Raw genomic sequence first — 15,038 nt, 5'->3', positions numbered from 1 at the left:
TCATCCGCCTTGGCGGACCGCACAACTGAACACATCAACACACCTGCTTAAGTAAAAGCACCAACAAGTCCAGGAGGACACCACAGTGGCGAAGGCGAAGTTCGAGCGGACGAAGCCGCACGTCAACATCGGGACCATCGGTCACGTTGACCACGGCAAGACCACGCTGACCGCAGCAATCACCAAGGTGCTGCATGACCAGTACCCCGATTTGAACGAGTCGCGCGCATTCGACCAGATCGACAATGCGCCCGAGGAGCGTCAGCGCGGTATCACCATCAACATCTCCCACGTGGAGTACCAGACCGAGAAGCGTCACTACGCACACGTCGACGCCCCCGGTCACGCTGACTACATCAAGAACATGATCACCGGTGCGGCCCAGATGGACGGCGCCATCCTCGTGGTCGCCGCCACCGACGGCCCGATGCCGCAGACCCGCGAGCACGTGCTGCTCGCCCGCCAGGTCGGCGTGCCCTACATCCTGGTCGCGCTGAACAAGTCGGACATGGTCGACGACGAAGAGCTGCTCGAGCTCGTCGAGATGGAGGTCCGCGAACTGCTGGCCGCCCAGGACTTCGACGAGGACGCCCCGGTCGTCAAGGTTTCGGCCCTGAAGGCCCTCGAGGGTGACGAGAAGTGGGTCAAGTCGGTTCAGGACCTGATGGCCGCTGTGGACGAGTCCATCCCGGACCCGGTTCGCGAGACCGACAAGCCGTTCCTGATGCCCGTCGAGGACGTGTTCACCATCACCGGTCGTGGCACCGTGGTGACCGGCCGCGTCGAGCGTGGCGTGATCAACGTCAACGAAGAGGTCGAGATCGTCGGCATCCGTCCGGAGACCACCAAGACCACGGTCACCGGTGTCGAGATGTTCCGCAAGCTGCTGGATCAGGGCCAGGCCGGTGACAACGTCGGTCTGCTGGTTCGTGGCATCAAGCGCGAGGACGTCGAGCGCGGCCAGGTTGTCGTCAAGCCCGGCACCACCACCCCGCACACCGAGTTCGAGGGCAGCGTCTACATCCTGTCCAAGGACGAGGGTGGCCGCCACACGCCGTTCTTCAACAACTACCGTCCGCAGTTCTACTTCCGTACCACGGACGTGACCGGCGTGGTGACCCTGCCCGAGGGCACCGAGATGGTGATGCCCGGTGACAACACCGACATCTCCGTCAAGCTGATCCAGCCGGTCGCCATGGACGAGGGTCTGCGGTTCGCCATCCGTGAGGGTGGACGTACCGTCGGCGCCGGCCGGGTTACCAAGATCATCAAGTAGGCATTTGCCTACAGGATCATCTGAGTGATCTAGTTCTCTGCACGAGAGCGGCGCTCACCCGAAAGGGTGGGCGCCGCTTTCGTTTTCGGCCCGACTGCACCGGACGGTCAGCCACGTGACGCCCCCGGAGGCGTAGGCCGCCGCGATCGTCACGGTCATCGGCAGCGAGAAGCGGGGCCGCAGCGACAGGGTGAAGGCGACGACCGCCGTACCGGCGATGGCGATGGGCGCACAGTTGGACCGGTGAAAGTCGGGTCCCGAAATCAACAGTGGTACGGCGAGGCAAACAGCCACCGTGGCAACGAAATCCAACGCCGTCATCGTCTGGGATGTCGGCGGGATCGGCCACCATGGTCAGTGCCACAATCACATTCGCGCCGTGGCGCATCAACAGTGTGGATGTGGTGGCACGGCCGATGATGTGTCGTCGTGCCGAGTCGAGCCGGCGGCCGGCGGCCAATTCAGTTGGAATCACGCGGGTGTGGGTGAACCGTCAGAATTCGTCGACGCTGACGTCGTGATCGTCGATGACGGCGATGGACAGCGAGTCTGCATCCACAGACAAGCCCGACCCCTTTCGGTGGGTGTCTCAGAGGTCTTCGATGCTGAGGATGCCGTCCTGCACCGCGCGGGCGATCAGGGCCGCCTTGGTGGGCGCCGGCCGGCCGACCGCCGCGTATTTCGCGCGTGCCCGCTGCAGATGCGTGCGCACCGTCGACGGCTCGATGAACAGGCGCTTGGCGACGAACTCCTTGTTCTCGGTCTGGAACCAGGCGATGAGCACCTCACGTTCGCGGGTACTCAACCCCGGCCTGCCCACCGTTCGGTCGTTGAACAGCGCCTTCGCCATCCGTGGTCCCACGTACGGGGTGTTGGCGTGCGCTGCGTAGACAGCGTCGAACAGGTGCTGTTTGTCTTCGCCCTTGGCCAGGAACGTGATGGCGCCGGCGTCCAGACTGGACAGAATCACCTCATCGGTGGCCATGTGGGAGTACACGATGACCCGGTGTCCCGCTTCGCAGACGCGCCGCAGCGTCTCGAATTCGGGCTGGAACCGTTCGTACTGCAGATCGAACATCACCACATCGATGTCCTCCCCGCCCTCCGGGTGATCGGCGAGGAACGGGGCAGGGTGCGGATAATCGGCGACCACTTCGATGGGCGGATTACACCCGGCAAACCAGGCGCGCACTCCGGCGTGGATTACGTCGTGATCATCGATCAGAGCTACGGCGACGCCGTCGGCGGTCCGATCCGCCTCCCGGTTCACCGCTCTAATCATGTGTTTCACCCGATGTAGGAACGATCATCAAATGCCCCCCGCGCGTAGCAATACACGTGACATTACCCCCCGTATGCCTGGAAATGACAGGCGAACGCAAATTCTGGCTAACTGAATTATCGTGAGGGTAGATTTTATGCTATCTCGGCGTGTTCCTCGACCCGTGCCTCGACGGGCAGCGGGTGGTGCGCGCTGATCCACACCGCACCGGGGATCTCGGTGACCTCGATACGTGGTTCGTCGGCGGTGCCCGGCTGCGGCTGCACCGGGGAGCCGGCGTCATCGCAGATGATGCTCGCGATCAACTCCCCGGGCACCACGGTCAGACCGATTCGGGCGTACTCGACCGCGCGTTCCAGCGTCGACTCGATCGGTTCGAGCAGGCGCCGCCGCTGTTCGCGGTCCAGTCTGGGCAGGTTGTCGTCGGCGTTCAACGACACGACCACGCCGCGCTCGTCCGCATCTGCGATCGCCGGCTGCAACTCGGAGATCAGCGGGTTGGCGAAGGTGCGGGCCTGGAAGATGTACAGCCGCAGCCGCCGGGATTCGATGCGGGCCCGCCGGCGGAGGTCCGCGTCCATCGCACCCGTGCTCAGAGCCTGCAGCAGTGGGAACACCCCGCGGATCAACTTCGAGGTACGTCGCACATAGTCGTCGTGCAGTGCCTCGGTGATCCTTCGCTGGGAGTCCTTGGCCCAACGGTCCCGGATCTCTTCGGCCGCAGTGGCATTGGCGTCGCGCAGCAACACCGGGAAGGCCAGCACGAAGATCTGGACCACCACGATGCCCGCGGTGTAGAGAGCCAGGTTGTAGGCGGTCGCCATGACCGGGTGGTGCACGAAGTTCATGATCGCGGTGCCCAGCCAGAACGCGATCAGGACACCGACGGCAAAGATCGGCCGGATCCGCAGCAGGTAGGGCAGGATGCACAGCGCGGTGGCCAGCAACGGCCATTGCGCCATGCTGCCGAGCAATGCGTCGGGCAGCAGTCTGGCCTGGAGGAAGATCACCACCGCCATCAGGGCCACGGCCGGGACGAGGAGATTCGGTCTCCGGCCGAGCACCTGGGGGATACCGCCGAGCGCCACCAGCGCCGCCAGGCCGCCGAGGCCAAACTGCGCGGCCGGATGGTCGCTACTGGCCGCCGCGTAGGGCACGGCGACGGCCAGCTGCACGAACGCGAAGGCCACGATGCCCAGGCCGAACCGGACCAGGATGCGTTCGGTGAGCTGGTCCACGTCGGCGACCGTCGGCGCGCCCGGAACGGTGCGTTGCAGCTGCTGCCAATTGACGGTGACCACCGTGCCCGCGCCGGGTGAGGACCGCACCGACGCGGTGCCGTGGGCCCGCCGCATCCGCCCGACGATCGATTCGGCCACGCCGTGTCCGAGCGTCGTGCCGACCGGATCGAACCCGATCCCGTCGTCGCTGACGGTCACCGCGGTGGGCGAGACGTCGATGACGATGCGGGACGCCTGCGCGTGCTTGTCGGCGTTGTTGAGCGCCTCCCGAACGACGGCGACGATCGCATTGGCGGTGTGGCCGTCCAGGATCAGGCGCTCCAACCCGGTCAGTTCGACCGGTGTCCTGCAGTGTTGGGCCTCGGCACGGATGGACGCGGCGACGTCGATGGGCGACCTTGCGTCCAGTCCGATCGGTTCGTGAGCCAGCAGCGCCAGATCGCGACGCGCCTGCGCGGCGATGCGTTCGGGGGAAACCTCGGCGCCTTCCCCGACCATGCGCAGGGTCGAGGCGGCCGTGTCGTGGACCAGCGCCATGTGCTCGAGTTCGTGATCCCGCACGGCGGCCGCGATCGCGTCGCGCAGGGCGGCGTCGCGGTTGTCGGCACGCGTCTGGTCCACCCGGCGCGCCACCGTCCGCGCGGTCAATACCAGCACCGTGGTGACCAACCACTCGATGGCCAGCATGGGGAAGAGCATCGGGATGCGGGCGACCTGGGACCATCCCACGACCTGCGCGCTGCCCGCCGCGTAGGCGGCCGTGATCGCCACCGCCGCCAGAAAACTGATCTTGGGCGGATGAGCCAGGGCGCAGGTGACCACCGCGACTCCGGCGATGACCTGCGGCACCGAGTTGGTGTAGAGCAGCTGCGGGTCGGTACCGAACATGGGAATCGCCGCCGAGACGGCCAGCACGTATCCGAAATCGATCAGCCGAGCGGTCGTCGACCGGGACCGGGTCGCCAGCCGGTAGCCGGACCAGCCGACCAGGGCGGCCAGCGCCAGCACCCCGATGTCCGATTCAGGGGTGTCCGGCAGCAGCAGCGCGCTGATCGAGGCGACGAACGTGACGGTGTTCAGCAGGATGACCGAGATGTCCTGGGCGCGGGCGATCACCTGCTGCTCAGACACATGAACCGTCGGGTTGTGACCGCGCTCGAGCACAGGTAATTATGTACTCGATGTCCGTGGCAAAGTCAGCCAATTGGCGGACATTGCCAGATAGATCACCTGCGCCGCGGCCGGTGGTCGTGGTACGAGTTATCCGGTTGACCCGAGGGGAGTGGACCGGTGATGTGGCGTTATGTCAAAGCCCAGGGCATGGTGCTGCTCTGTGGCGGTCTGGTCGGGCCGATCTTCCTGGCGGTCTACTTCGCCACCGGTCAGGACCCACTGATGAGGTGGATGTTCTGGACCGGACTGCTGGTCACGGCCATCGACGTGCTTGCCGCGCTGGCGCTCACCGGTTACGGAGCCAACGCGCAGGCGAAATCCGCCCACCTGGAAGCGCACGGCGTGCTGGGGCTGGCGCAGATCCTCGGCATGACCGAGACCAACACCCGGATCAACGACCGGCCGGTGGTAAAACTCAGCCTGCGTATTTCTGGGCCGGGACTGGCCACCTTCGACGCCGAGGACCGGGTGATCGCCGATGTGACCCGGCTGGGCATGTTGACCGCGCGCCGCCTCGCGGTGCTGGTCGATCCCGCGACCGGTCGATTCCAGATCGATTGGGAACGCAGCAGTTTGATCACGGGACAGGTACCGGCGACATTCTCGATCGCCGAGGACAACGCGACCTACGACCTGTCCGGGCAGGTCGAGCCCTTGATGGAAATCCTGCAGATCCTCAAGGCCAACGGTATCGGCATGAACAGCATGATCGATCTGCGGAACAACCCCGTCGCCCGCGGGCAGGTGCAGTCGGTGGTCCGCCGGGCGGCCGCCCAGCAGGCCCAGACCGCACCCCCGCCGGTGCCGGCCGGGGCCTACCCACCGCCGATGCCGGAGGTCAGCACGGCACGGCGGCTGCAGGAACTGGAGACGTTACGCGCCACCGGGGCGATCTCCGAGGACGAATACACGGCCAAAAGGCAACAGATCATCGCCGACCTGTAAACGAGACCGCAACGTCGGTTTCGCAATCTGGATACCTCCGCCCTGATAACGTCCGACGTATCTGTCTGGGGCCTGGGAGGATTCGGTGGCGGATGCGCAGAACGGCGCCGCGGTCAGACCGCCTTCGCTGCTCGACGCTCTGCTTCCGCTCGGAGTGCTCGCAGGTCTGATCGCGGGTTCGCTGGCGCTGTTCGGCCTTTCGGCTCTCGATGGTCCAATCCAGGTGGCGCTGGTGCTGTGCTGTGCGGTGGCGGCCCTGATCGCGATGAAGAACGGTCACCGCTGGACCGCGGTCCAGGAGGCCGGCCAGGGTGCCCTGTCCTCGATCACCAGCGCACTGTTCATCCTGCTCGCGGTGGGTGCACTGATCGGGACCTGGAACCTCGCGGGAACCATTCCGACGCTGGTGTACTACGGGATTCAGGTCCTTTCCCCGGATTTCTTCTACATCGCCTCGGCGGTCATCTGTGGGGTGGTGGCACTGTCCATCGGCAGTTCCTGGACGACCGCGGGCACCATCGGGGTCGGGCTGGTGGGCATCGCGGTGATGGTCGGGGTGTCCGCGCCGATCACCGCCGGTGCGGTGATATCCGGGGCGTACCTGGGTGACAAGCTGTCCCCGCTCTCGGAGACCACCATCCTCACCGCGCAGATGGTGAAGGTGGACCTCTACACCCATATCCGGAGTCAGGCCTGGACATCCATACCCGCATTCGTCTTGTCCGCCATCGTGTTTGCGATACTCGGCGTTGCCGGTCCGGCGGTGCACGACGAGGTGGCCGAAGCCGTCGAACTCGCCAAACTCGGTGACATCTACTGGATCACCCCGTGGAACCTCCTTCCGTTGATATTGCTCGCAGTGCTGTCGATGCGGAAAAGTCCAGCCTCGCTTGCTCTTCTGGCGTCATCCTTGTTTGCCGGCATGCAGGCAGTCGTTCTGCAGCGGGACGTCATCACCGGGTTCGTGGCAGGTTTTGGGGGCAGTGACAACCCGATAGTCGCTGGGGTGCAAGCCACTTGGAAGGCGATGGCCAACGGGTTCGCCATGAATTCCGGGATCGGGGAAATCGACGGGCTGTTGTCCCGCGGCGGGATGGACAGCATGTTGCTCACCATCTGGTTGATCATCGCGGCCGTCACCTTCGGCGCCCTGCTCGAGCAGTTCGGTCTGCTCGACCGAATCATCAATCCGCTCATCGCATCCGCAACGACCACCGGCAGGCTCTACCTCGCGGTCTTCGCGACCGGGATGGGCCTCAACATCGTCGCCGGTGACCAGTACATCGCCCTGGTCCTGCCCAGCCGGATGTACCGGATCGAGTTCGAGCGAAGGCAGTTGGCACCGCAGAACCTGTCCCGGCTGGCCGCGGACAGCGGCACCGTCACCTCGGCGTTGGTCCCGTGGAACTCGTGCGGAGCATTCATGAGTGCGGTGCTCGGGGTTTCCACACTGGCTTACCTGCCGTTCGCGTTGTTCAATATCTTCAGTCCGGTTCTCAGCGTGATATACGGGTTCACCGGATTCCGGATCCTGAAGACCCAATCCGACGAGGAAGCTGGGGTTGACCAGTGACTACTACCGAGACGACGACCGAAAGCAGCGACCAGAAGGTCAGCCTCCCGACGCTGACCGCCATGGTCATCGGCTCGATGATCGGATCGGGTGTCTTCCTGCTGCCGCAGCGGTTCGGTGCCGAGGCCGGCGTCGCCGGTGCGTTGATCGCCTGGACCATCGCCGGTGCCGGCATGCTCATGCTGGCCTTCGTCTTCCAGCGCCTGGCGACCCGCAAGCCCGACCTGGATGCCGGCATCTACGCCTACGCGCGGGCCGGATTCGGCGACTACGTGGGCTTCAACTCCGCGTTCGGGTTCTGGGCCTCCGCCTGTGCGGGCAACACCTCGTACTGGGTGCTGATCATGACGACCACCAGTGCGCTGTTCCCCGCCCTCGGGGCCGGAGACACCGTGCTGGCAGTGATCTGCTCGTCGATCGGTGTGTGGTTGTTCTTCTACCTGATCCTGCGCGGGGTCAAGGAGGCGGCGATCATCAACCGGATCGCCACCTTCGCCAAGATCGTCCCGATTCTGGTGTTCATCGTGATCGCCCTGATCGCGTTCAAGGCCGACGTGTTCACCCAGAACTTCTGGGGCGGGGACGGAAACTACTCCTGGGCCTCGCTGTTCGAACAGGCCAAGGGCACCATGCTGATCACCGTGTTCGTGTTCCTCGGTATCGAGGGTGCCAGCGTGTACTCCCGGTTCGCGCGCAAACGCGAAGACGTGGGTCGGGCCACCGTCATCGGATTCCTGTCGGTACTGGCGGTCTTCATGCTCGTCACACTGTCCTCCTACGGTGTGATGTCCCAGTCCGAACTGGCCGGTGTATCCCAGCCGTCGATGGCCTCGGTGCTGGAATCGGTTGTGGGTGAATGGGGTTCGGTCTTCATCCGGGTCGGCGTGATCCTGTCGGTGCTGGGCGCCTATCTGGCGTGGACACTGATGGCCGCCGAGATCCTCTACATCCCGGCGAAGGCCAAGGACATGCCCAGGTTCCTGACCAAGGAGAACCCCAACGGCGCCCCGGTGGCGGCGCTGGTGCTGGCCGGCGGTCTGGTGCAGGTGCTGCTCGTCCTGCTGCTGTTCACCTCCGAGGCGCTGGATTTCATGCTCGACCTGACCGCGGCGCTGGCGCTGATCCCGTATCTGCTCGCCGCGGCCTATGCGCTCAAGCTGACCATCACCCGGGAGACCTACGGGGACCGGCGGTCACTGGTGCCGGACATGGTGATATCGGCGTTGGCCACGGTCTACACCCTGTTCCTGGTGTATGCGGCCGGCTGGGACCATCTGCTGCTGTCCTGCATCCTGTACGCGCCCGGGGCGCTGTTGTACTGGAAAGCACGTCGGGAGAACAACCTTCGGGTGTTCACCCCGGCCGAGGCCGTGCTGTGTGCGGTCATCGTGGCGGGGGCAGTGGCCGGGGTCATCTCCCTGATCACCGGCGCGATCGCAATCTGAGAGGACTGAAAATGACCACCCAACCGTCTGCCTCCTACGGGGTGCACTCCGAGGTCGGCACGCTGCGCAAGGTGCTGGTCTGCTCTCCGGGGCTGGCCCATGAACGGCTCACCCCGACCAACTGTGACGACCTCCTCTTCGATGATGTGCTGTGGGTACAGAACGCGCGGCGCGATCACTTCGACTTCATGGACAAGATGCGTGACCGCGGTGCCGAGGTGGTCGAATTGCACGAGCTGCTCACCCAGACGATGCAGATACCGGAGGCCAAGGCCTGGCTACTGGACCGCAAGATCGTCGCCAACGAGGTCGGGCTCGGGCTCGTGGACGACACCCGCGGATTTCTGGATTCGCTGGTGCCGCGGCGGCTCGCCGAACTGCTGATCGGCGGCATGTCAACGCTGGATCTGCCGCCGGATATCCGGTCCGGATACCGCGCGCTCACCCGCGAGGACGACCGGGTGGCCGAGTATCTGATGCCCCCGCTGCCCAATACCCTCTACACCCGTGACACCACGTGCTGGATCTACGGCGGCCTGACGCTGAATCCGCTGTACTGGCCGGCGCGCAAGGACGAGACACTGTTGATGAAGGCCATCTATGAGTTCCACCCCGACTATGTGGGATCGACGGTGTGGTGGGGCGATCCGGAGAAGTCCTGGGGGCTGGCCACATTGGAAGGCGGGGACGTCCTCATCCCCGGTAACGGTGTGGTGCTCATCGGGATGAGTGAACGCACCTCGCGCCAGGCGATCACCCAGGTGGCCGCGGAGCTGTTCGCGCAGGGCGCCGCGGAGAAGGTGATCGTCGCGGGGATGCCGAAACTGCGTTCGGCCATGCACCTGGACACGGTGTTCACCTTCGCCGACCGGGACGTGGTGACGATCTACCCCGAGATCGTGGACAACATCGCCCCATTCACCCTGTTGCCCAGCGACCGGGACCCCGGAGTCGAGGTGATCGAGGAGGACAAGCCGTTCACCGAGGTGGTGGCCGGCGCGTTGGGGCTGGCGGAGCTGCGGATCGTCGAGACGGGCGGCACCAGGTACGACTCGGAGCGCCAGCAGTGGGACAGCGGGAACAACCTGGTCGCGGTCGAACCCGGGGTCGTCTTCGCCTACGACCGCAATACCCACACCAATTCCCTGCTGCGCAAGGCGGGCGTCGAGGTGATCACCATCGTCGGCGCCGAACTGGGCCGGGGGCGCGGAGGCGGGCACTGCATGACCTGCCCGATCGTCCGGGACCCGATCGACTTCTAGTTGCCCGGGATTTACTAGAACACGTTTCAGTTGGCTGCTAGCCTGACCCGGGGCTGACGAGAGGACTGGTCATGGCGGCGGCAAGCAGCAAGGCGGAGAGCGGCAATCTGGAGGGGAAGGTCGCCTTCATCACCGGGGCCGCCCGGGGTCAGGGACGGGCGCACGCCGTCCGGTTGGCGACCGAGGGTGCCGACATCATCGCGTCCGATATCTGTGCGCCGGTGTCGAGTTCGATCACCTATCCGCCGGCCACCGCCGAGGATCTCGCCGAGACGGTGCGCGCGGTCGAGGCCACCGGTCGCAAGGTGCTGGCGCGGGCAGTCGACATCCGCGACCTGGAGGCCCAGGAGCAGCTGGTGGCCGATGCAACAGAGCAGTTCGGCCGGCTGGATATCGTGGTCGCCAATGCCGGGGTGCTCAGCTGGGGCCGGCTCTGGGAGCTGACCCCGGACCAGTGGGACACCGTCGTCGACGTCAACCTCAACGGCACCTGGCGGACCATCCGGGCCACGGTCCCGGCGATGATCGCGGCCGGCAACGGCGGCTCGATCATCATCGTGAGTTCCTCGGCCGGGTTGAAGGCGACGCCCGGAAACGGGCACTACGCGGCGTCCAAGCACGGACTCACCGCATTGACCAACACGCTGGCACTTGAGGTGGGGGAGTTCGGCATTCGGGTGAACTCCATCCACCCCTACTCGATCGACACCCCGATGATCGAGCCGGAGGCGATGGGAGCGCTGTTCGCCGAGCACCCGAGTTTCCTGCACAGCTTCGCCCCGATGCCCTACCACCGGGTCGCGGACGGCAAGAGCGAGGGCCTGGCGGCGTTCATGGCGCCAGAGGAGGTCGCCGACGTGGTGGCCTGGCTGGCCGGGGACGGGTCAGCCACGTTGTCGGGCAGTCAGATCGCCGTCGACCGCGGGGTCATGAAGTACTAGACGCCCGCCAGGGCCTCCGCGAATCGATCTATCGCCCAGTCGATCTCCTCGGCGGTGATGACCAGCGGGGGAGCGAAGCGCAGGGTCTGGCCGTCGGTGTCCTTGACCAGGACGCCGAGTTCGGCCAGCCGCAGGCTGATCTGTTTGCCGGTGCCCAGGCCGGGGTCGACGTCGACGCCGGCCCACAGCCCCTTGCCCCGCACCGCCACGACGCCCGGGACAGTGCACAGCCGGTGATGCAGATGTGCGCCGAGTTCGGCTGAGCGCGTCTGGTATTCACCGGTTTCCAGCATCTCGACGACGGTGGATCCGATGGCGGCGGCCAACGGGTTTCCGCCGAACGTGGAGCCGTGCTCGCCGGGGTGCAGCACCCCGAGCACCCCGCGGTCGGCGATTACCGCGGACAGCGGAAGGACCCCGCCGCCCAGCGCCTTGCCCAGCAGATAGACATCGGGTACGACGCCCCAGTGATCGCAGGCGAAGGTCCGCCCGGTGCGGGCCAGTCCGGACTGGATCTCGTCGGCGATCATCAGCACATCCCGATCAGTGCACAGTCGGCGCACCCGCGGCAGGAAATCATCGGGCGGCACGACGATGCCCGCCTCGCCCTGGATGGGCTCCAGCAGGACGGCGACCGTGTTCTCGTCGATGGCCCTCGCCAAAGCGTCCGCGTCGCCGAACGGAACGGACCGGAAACCCGGGGTGTAGGGTCCGAAACCGGTACGGGCCGCCGGGTCGTCGGAAAAGCTGATGATGGTCGTGGTGCGGCCGTGGAAATTGTTCTGTGCCACCACGATATTGGCCGCGCCCGCCGACACCCCCTTGACGTCGGTGCCCCATTTGCGGGCGACCTTGATGGCGCTCTCCACCGCCTCGGCACCGCTGTTCATCGGCAGCACCATGTCCTTACCGCACAACCGGGCCAGTGCCGCGCAGAACGGGCCGAGCCGGTCGGAGTGAAACGCCCGGCTGACCAGGGTGACCGTGTCGAGCTGGGCGTGCGCGGCGGCGGTGATCACCGGATTGCGATGTCCGAAGTTCACCGCCGAGTAGGCGGCGAGGCAGTCCAGGTACCGGCGGCCGCCCACGTCGGTGATCCAGGCTCCCTCGGCGGAGGCCGCAACCACGGGCAGCGGGGCGTAATTGTGCGCGGTGTGCCTGGCTTCCAAGGCGATCGCGGTGCTGCCGAGGTCATGCGTCATCGTCACGAATACACCTCCAGCGTGCAACATTTGACGGAGCCGCCGCCCTTGAGCAGTTCGGACAGGTCCACGCCGACGGGCTCGAATCCGGCGGTGCGCAACTGATCGGCGAAGGTGGTGGCCCCGACCGGCAGAACCACGTGGCGCCCGTCGGAGACTGCGTTGAGGCCGAGCACGAACGCGTCGGCGGAGCTGACCTCGATGGCGGTGGGGAACAGCTCGCGCAGCAGCGCCTGCGTGCTCTCGGAGAAGGCCGGCGGGTAATAGGCCACCGCGACTTCCGGACCGTCGCTGAGCACGGTGAGAGCGGTGTCGAGGTGATAGAAGCGCGGGTCGACGAGTTCCAGGCTGATCACCGGCAGTCCGGTGATCGCGGCCACCTCGTCGTGTGCACGCCGATCTGTCCGAAACCCGTAGCCGGCCAACACCGTCGATCCGGCGACCAGCAGATCACCCTGACCCTCATTGTGGTGGCGGGTGCGCTCGGGGTGCAGGCCCGCGCCGGTCATCCACGCCGCGTAGGCATCCGCCTCGGCGGCGCGCTGCGGGAAGGTGAAATGCGCGACCACTGCGCGGCCGGCGACGATCAAACCCCCATTGGCCGCGTAGACCATGTCCGGCAGGCCGGGGACGGCGTCCACCAGGTCGACGGTGTGCCCCAGATCGAGGTAGGTCTCGCGCAGTGTGTCCCACTGGCGCAGTGCGAGATCCACGTCGACGGGCACGCTGGTGTCCATCCACGGGTTGATGGCGTATTCGACGGCGAAGTGGCTCGGTGCGGTCATGGCGAAGTGACGGGTGCGTGCCCGACGGACGGGCGTCTGAGGGCGAGCAGCAGCAGCGGCGGTGAGATCGGAAACCGTCATGATCATGACGGTATTGACCCACTGTCCTGCAATCAATCGCTGACTCTTGCGTATATGGTGTGTATCTATTGCGTGAAGTCGCGAGAACTGGCGATCTGTTGTTCGGGAGGGGGTGCTGATGGATGAAACCGATGAACGCATCCTCGTCGAACTGACCGACGACGCCCGGGCCACCTTCGCCGAGATCGGTCAGCGGGTGAACCTGTCCGCCCCGGCCGTCAAGCGCCGGGTGGACCGGATGGTGGAACGCGGTGTGATCCGCGGCTTCACCGCCGTCGTCGACCGCAACGCACTGGGCTGGACCACCGAGGCCTATGTGCAGGTCTACTGCCACGGCACCATCGCCCCCAGCGCGTTGCGCCAGGCCTGGGTGGACATCCCGGAAGTGGTCAGCGCCGCCACCGTCACCGGCACCGCCGACGCCATCCTGCACGTGCTGGCCCGCGATATGCGCCACCTCGAGGACGCGCTGGAGCGCATCCGGGCCAGTGCCGACATCGAACGCAGCGAGAGCATCGTGGTGCTGTCCAACATCATCGAACGCTCGCGGTCCTGACCAGTACCAATGGGGTAGGCGGGCGCAACACCGCGGGCATCGTGTAAGAAGACCCACGTGACAAGTAATGGTGGAATCGTCATTGTCGGTGGTGGGTTGGCTGCAGCCCGGACCGCCGAGCAGTTGCGTCGCGCCGAGTACGCCGGATCAATCACCATCGTCAGCGACGAGCAGCACCTGCCGTATGACCGGCCGCCGCTGTCCAAGGAAGTCCTGCGCAACCCGGACCACGACGTGGTGCTCAAGCCGCAGGAGTTCTACGACGAGAACAACATCACGCTGCGCCTGGGTTCGGCCGCGCAGTCGGTGGATCCCGCGGCGAAGGTGCTGACCCTGGCCGATGGCTCGACGCTCGGATACGACGAGCTCGTCATCGCGACCGGGCTTGCGCCCAAGCGCATTCCATCCTTCCCGGATCTGCAGGGCATCCGGGTGCTGCGCTCCATCGGGGAGAGTTCCGAGCTGCGTGAACACGCCGCGACCGCCCGGCGGGCCGTCATCGTCGGCGCCGGTTTCATCGGCTGCGAGGTGGCCGCCAGCCTGCGCCAACTCGGGGTCGACGTGGTGATCGTCGAACCGCAGCCGACCCCGCTGGCCTCGGTCCTGGGGGAGCAGATCGGGTCGCTGGTCACCCGCCTGCACCAGGCCGAGGGGGTGGACGTGCGCTGCGGCGTGGGGGTCGACTCGGTGGCCGGTACCGACAAGGTCGAGAAGGTCGTGCTCTCCGACGGCACAGAGCTGGACGCCGACATCGTCGTCGTCGGGATCGGTTCACACCCGGTGACCGGCTGGCTCGACGGCAGCGGCATCGCGGTGGACAACGGCGTCGTGTGCGATGACGCCGGACGGACCAACATCGAGCACGTCTGGGCCATCGGTGACGTGGCCTCCTGGCGCTCCGAGGTCGGACACCAAGTGCGTGTCGAGCATTGGAGCAACGTCGCCGAGCAGGCACGGGTGCTGGTGCCGGCGATCCTGGGCCAGGAGCCGGGCAGCCCGGCGATCTCGGTGCCGTACTTCTGGAGCGACCAGTACGACGTCAAGATCCAGTGCCTCGGCGAACCGGCGTCCGACGACGTGGTGCACCTCGTCGAGGACGACGGCCGCAAGTTCCTGGCCTACTACGAGCGCGACGGGGTCGTCACCGCCGTCGTCGGCGGTGGGATGCCCGGCAAGGTGATGAAGGCCCGCGGCAAGATCGCGTCCGGCGCCGCCATCGCCGACGTGCTGCCCGCTTCTTCGTGATTTGTGGAGTTACCCGGAACCATTCCGGGTA

General features: G+C 66.0%; 13 protein-coding genes. 8 read left to right on the top strand and 5 right to left on the bottom strand.

What is annotated here, in order from left to right:
• The first annotated feature begins 85 nt into the window (after positions 1 to 85).
• On the top strand, positions 86 to 1,276 hold the full coding sequence (gene tuf / locus V4U86_RS23165; RefSeq protein ID WP_073856275.1) for an elongation factor Tu: 1,191 nt from the start codon (positions 86 to 88) through the stop codon (positions 1,274 to 1,276).
• Between the two features lie 54 nt (positions 1,277 to 1,330).
• Here the strand turns inward: tuf and V4U86_RS23160 are convergent, their stop codons facing one another.
• The 3 genes from V4U86_RS23160 to V4U86_RS23150 form a co-directional block, all read right to left on the bottom strand.
• Positions 1,331 to 1,597, bottom strand: a complete 267-nt coding sequence (locus V4U86_RS23160) for a hypothetical protein (protein WP_395308215.1) — start codon at positions 1,595 to 1,597, stop codon at positions 1,331 to 1,333.
• 268 nt (positions 1,598 to 1,865) lie between these two features.
• A complete protein-coding gene (locus tag V4U86_RS23155) occupies positions 1,866 to 2,546 on the bottom strand; it encodes a LuxR C-terminal-related transcriptional regulator (protein WP_395308214.1) in 681 nt (226 codons plus the stop codon).
• 146 nt (positions 2,547 to 2,692) lie between these two features.
• Positions 2,693 to 4,930: a sensor histidine kinase gene (locus tag V4U86_RS23150; protein ID WP_395308213.1), complete on the bottom strand. Its 2,238-nt coding sequence runs from the start codon at positions 4,928 to 4,930 to the stop codon at positions 2,693 to 2,695.
• 162 nt (positions 4,931 to 5,092) lie between these two features.
• On the opposite strand from V4U86_RS23150, the gene V4U86_RS23145 reads away from it, so the two are divergent.
• The 5 genes from V4U86_RS23145 (at position 5,093) to V4U86_RS23125 (ending at position 11,138) form a co-directional block, all read left to right on the top strand.
• On the top strand, positions 5,093 to 5,917 hold the full coding sequence (locus V4U86_RS23145) for an SHOCT domain-containing protein (protein WP_395312177.1): 825 nt from the start codon (positions 5,093 to 5,095) through the stop codon (positions 5,915 to 5,917).
• Positions 5,918 to 6,002: 85 nt separating this feature from the next.
• On the top strand, positions 6,003 to 7,490 hold the full coding sequence (gene nhaC / locus V4U86_RS23140; RefSeq protein WP_395308212.1) for a Na+/H+ antiporter NhaC: 1,488 nt from the start codon (positions 6,003 to 6,005) through the stop codon (positions 7,488 to 7,490).
• The gene (locus V4U86_RS23135; protein ID WP_395308211.1) at positions 7,487 to 8,935 is read left to right on the top strand and encodes a basic amino acid/polyamine antiporter; all 1,449 of its coding nucleotides are present in this window, start codon (positions 7,487 to 7,489) and stop codon (positions 8,933 to 8,935) included. The genes nhaC and V4U86_RS23135 overlap by 4 nt, the downstream gene beginning before the upstream one ends.
• A gap of 11 nt (positions 8,936 to 8,946) precedes the next feature.
• On the top strand, positions 8,947 to 10,197 hold the full coding sequence (locus tag V4U86_RS23130) for an arginine deiminase (protein WP_395308210.1): 1,251 nt from the start codon (positions 8,947 to 8,949) through the stop codon (positions 10,195 to 10,197).
• A gap of 71 nt (positions 10,198 to 10,268) precedes the next feature.
• On the top strand, positions 10,269 to 11,138 hold the full coding sequence (locus V4U86_RS23125) for a mycofactocin-coupled SDR family oxidoreductase (RefSeq protein WP_395308209.1): 870 nt from the start codon (positions 10,269 to 10,271) through the stop codon (positions 11,136 to 11,138).
• Here the strand turns inward: V4U86_RS23125 and rocD are convergent.
• Entirely contained in the window at positions 11,135 to 12,340 is a 1,206-nt protein-coding gene (gene rocD / locus V4U86_RS23120; protein WP_395312176.1) for an ornithine--oxo-acid transaminase, read from the bottom strand. The two genes, V4U86_RS23125 and rocD, sit on opposite strands and share 4 nt — an antisense overlap.
• Before the next feature lie 2 nt (positions 12,341 to 12,342).
• Entirely contained in the window at positions 12,343 to 13,206 is an 864-nt protein-coding gene (ddaH, locus tag V4U86_RS23115; protein ID WP_395308208.1) for a dimethylargininase, read from the bottom strand.
• 118 nt (positions 13,207 to 13,324) lie between these two features.
• Here ddaH and V4U86_RS23110 point away from each other — a divergent pair, with 118 nt between their 5' ends.
• Together V4U86_RS23110 and V4U86_RS23105 are read left to right on the top strand one after the other, a co-directional pair.
• A complete protein-coding gene (locus V4U86_RS23110; RefSeq protein WP_395308207.1) occupies positions 13,325 to 13,762 on the top strand; it encodes an Lrp/AsnC family transcriptional regulator in 438 nt (145 codons plus the stop codon).
• 57 nt (positions 13,763 to 13,819) lie between these two features.
• Positions 13,820 to 15,007, top strand: coding sequence for an NAD(P)/FAD-dependent oxidoreductase (locus V4U86_RS23105; RefSeq protein ID WP_395308206.1), 1,188 nt, complete (start codon positions 13,820 to 13,822; stop codon positions 15,005 to 15,007).
• Positions 15,008 to 15,038: the final 31 nt, after the last annotated feature.

It is taken from the genome of Mycobacterium sp. AMU20-3851, assembly GCF_043974665.1.
In the GTDB taxonomy this organism is placed as follows: domain Bacteria; phylum Actinomycetota; class Actinomycetes; order Mycobacteriales; family Mycobacteriaceae; genus Mycobacterium.
Note: the sequence above shows the minus strand (reverse complement) of the source record. Positions and strands in the feature narration are given on the sequence as shown.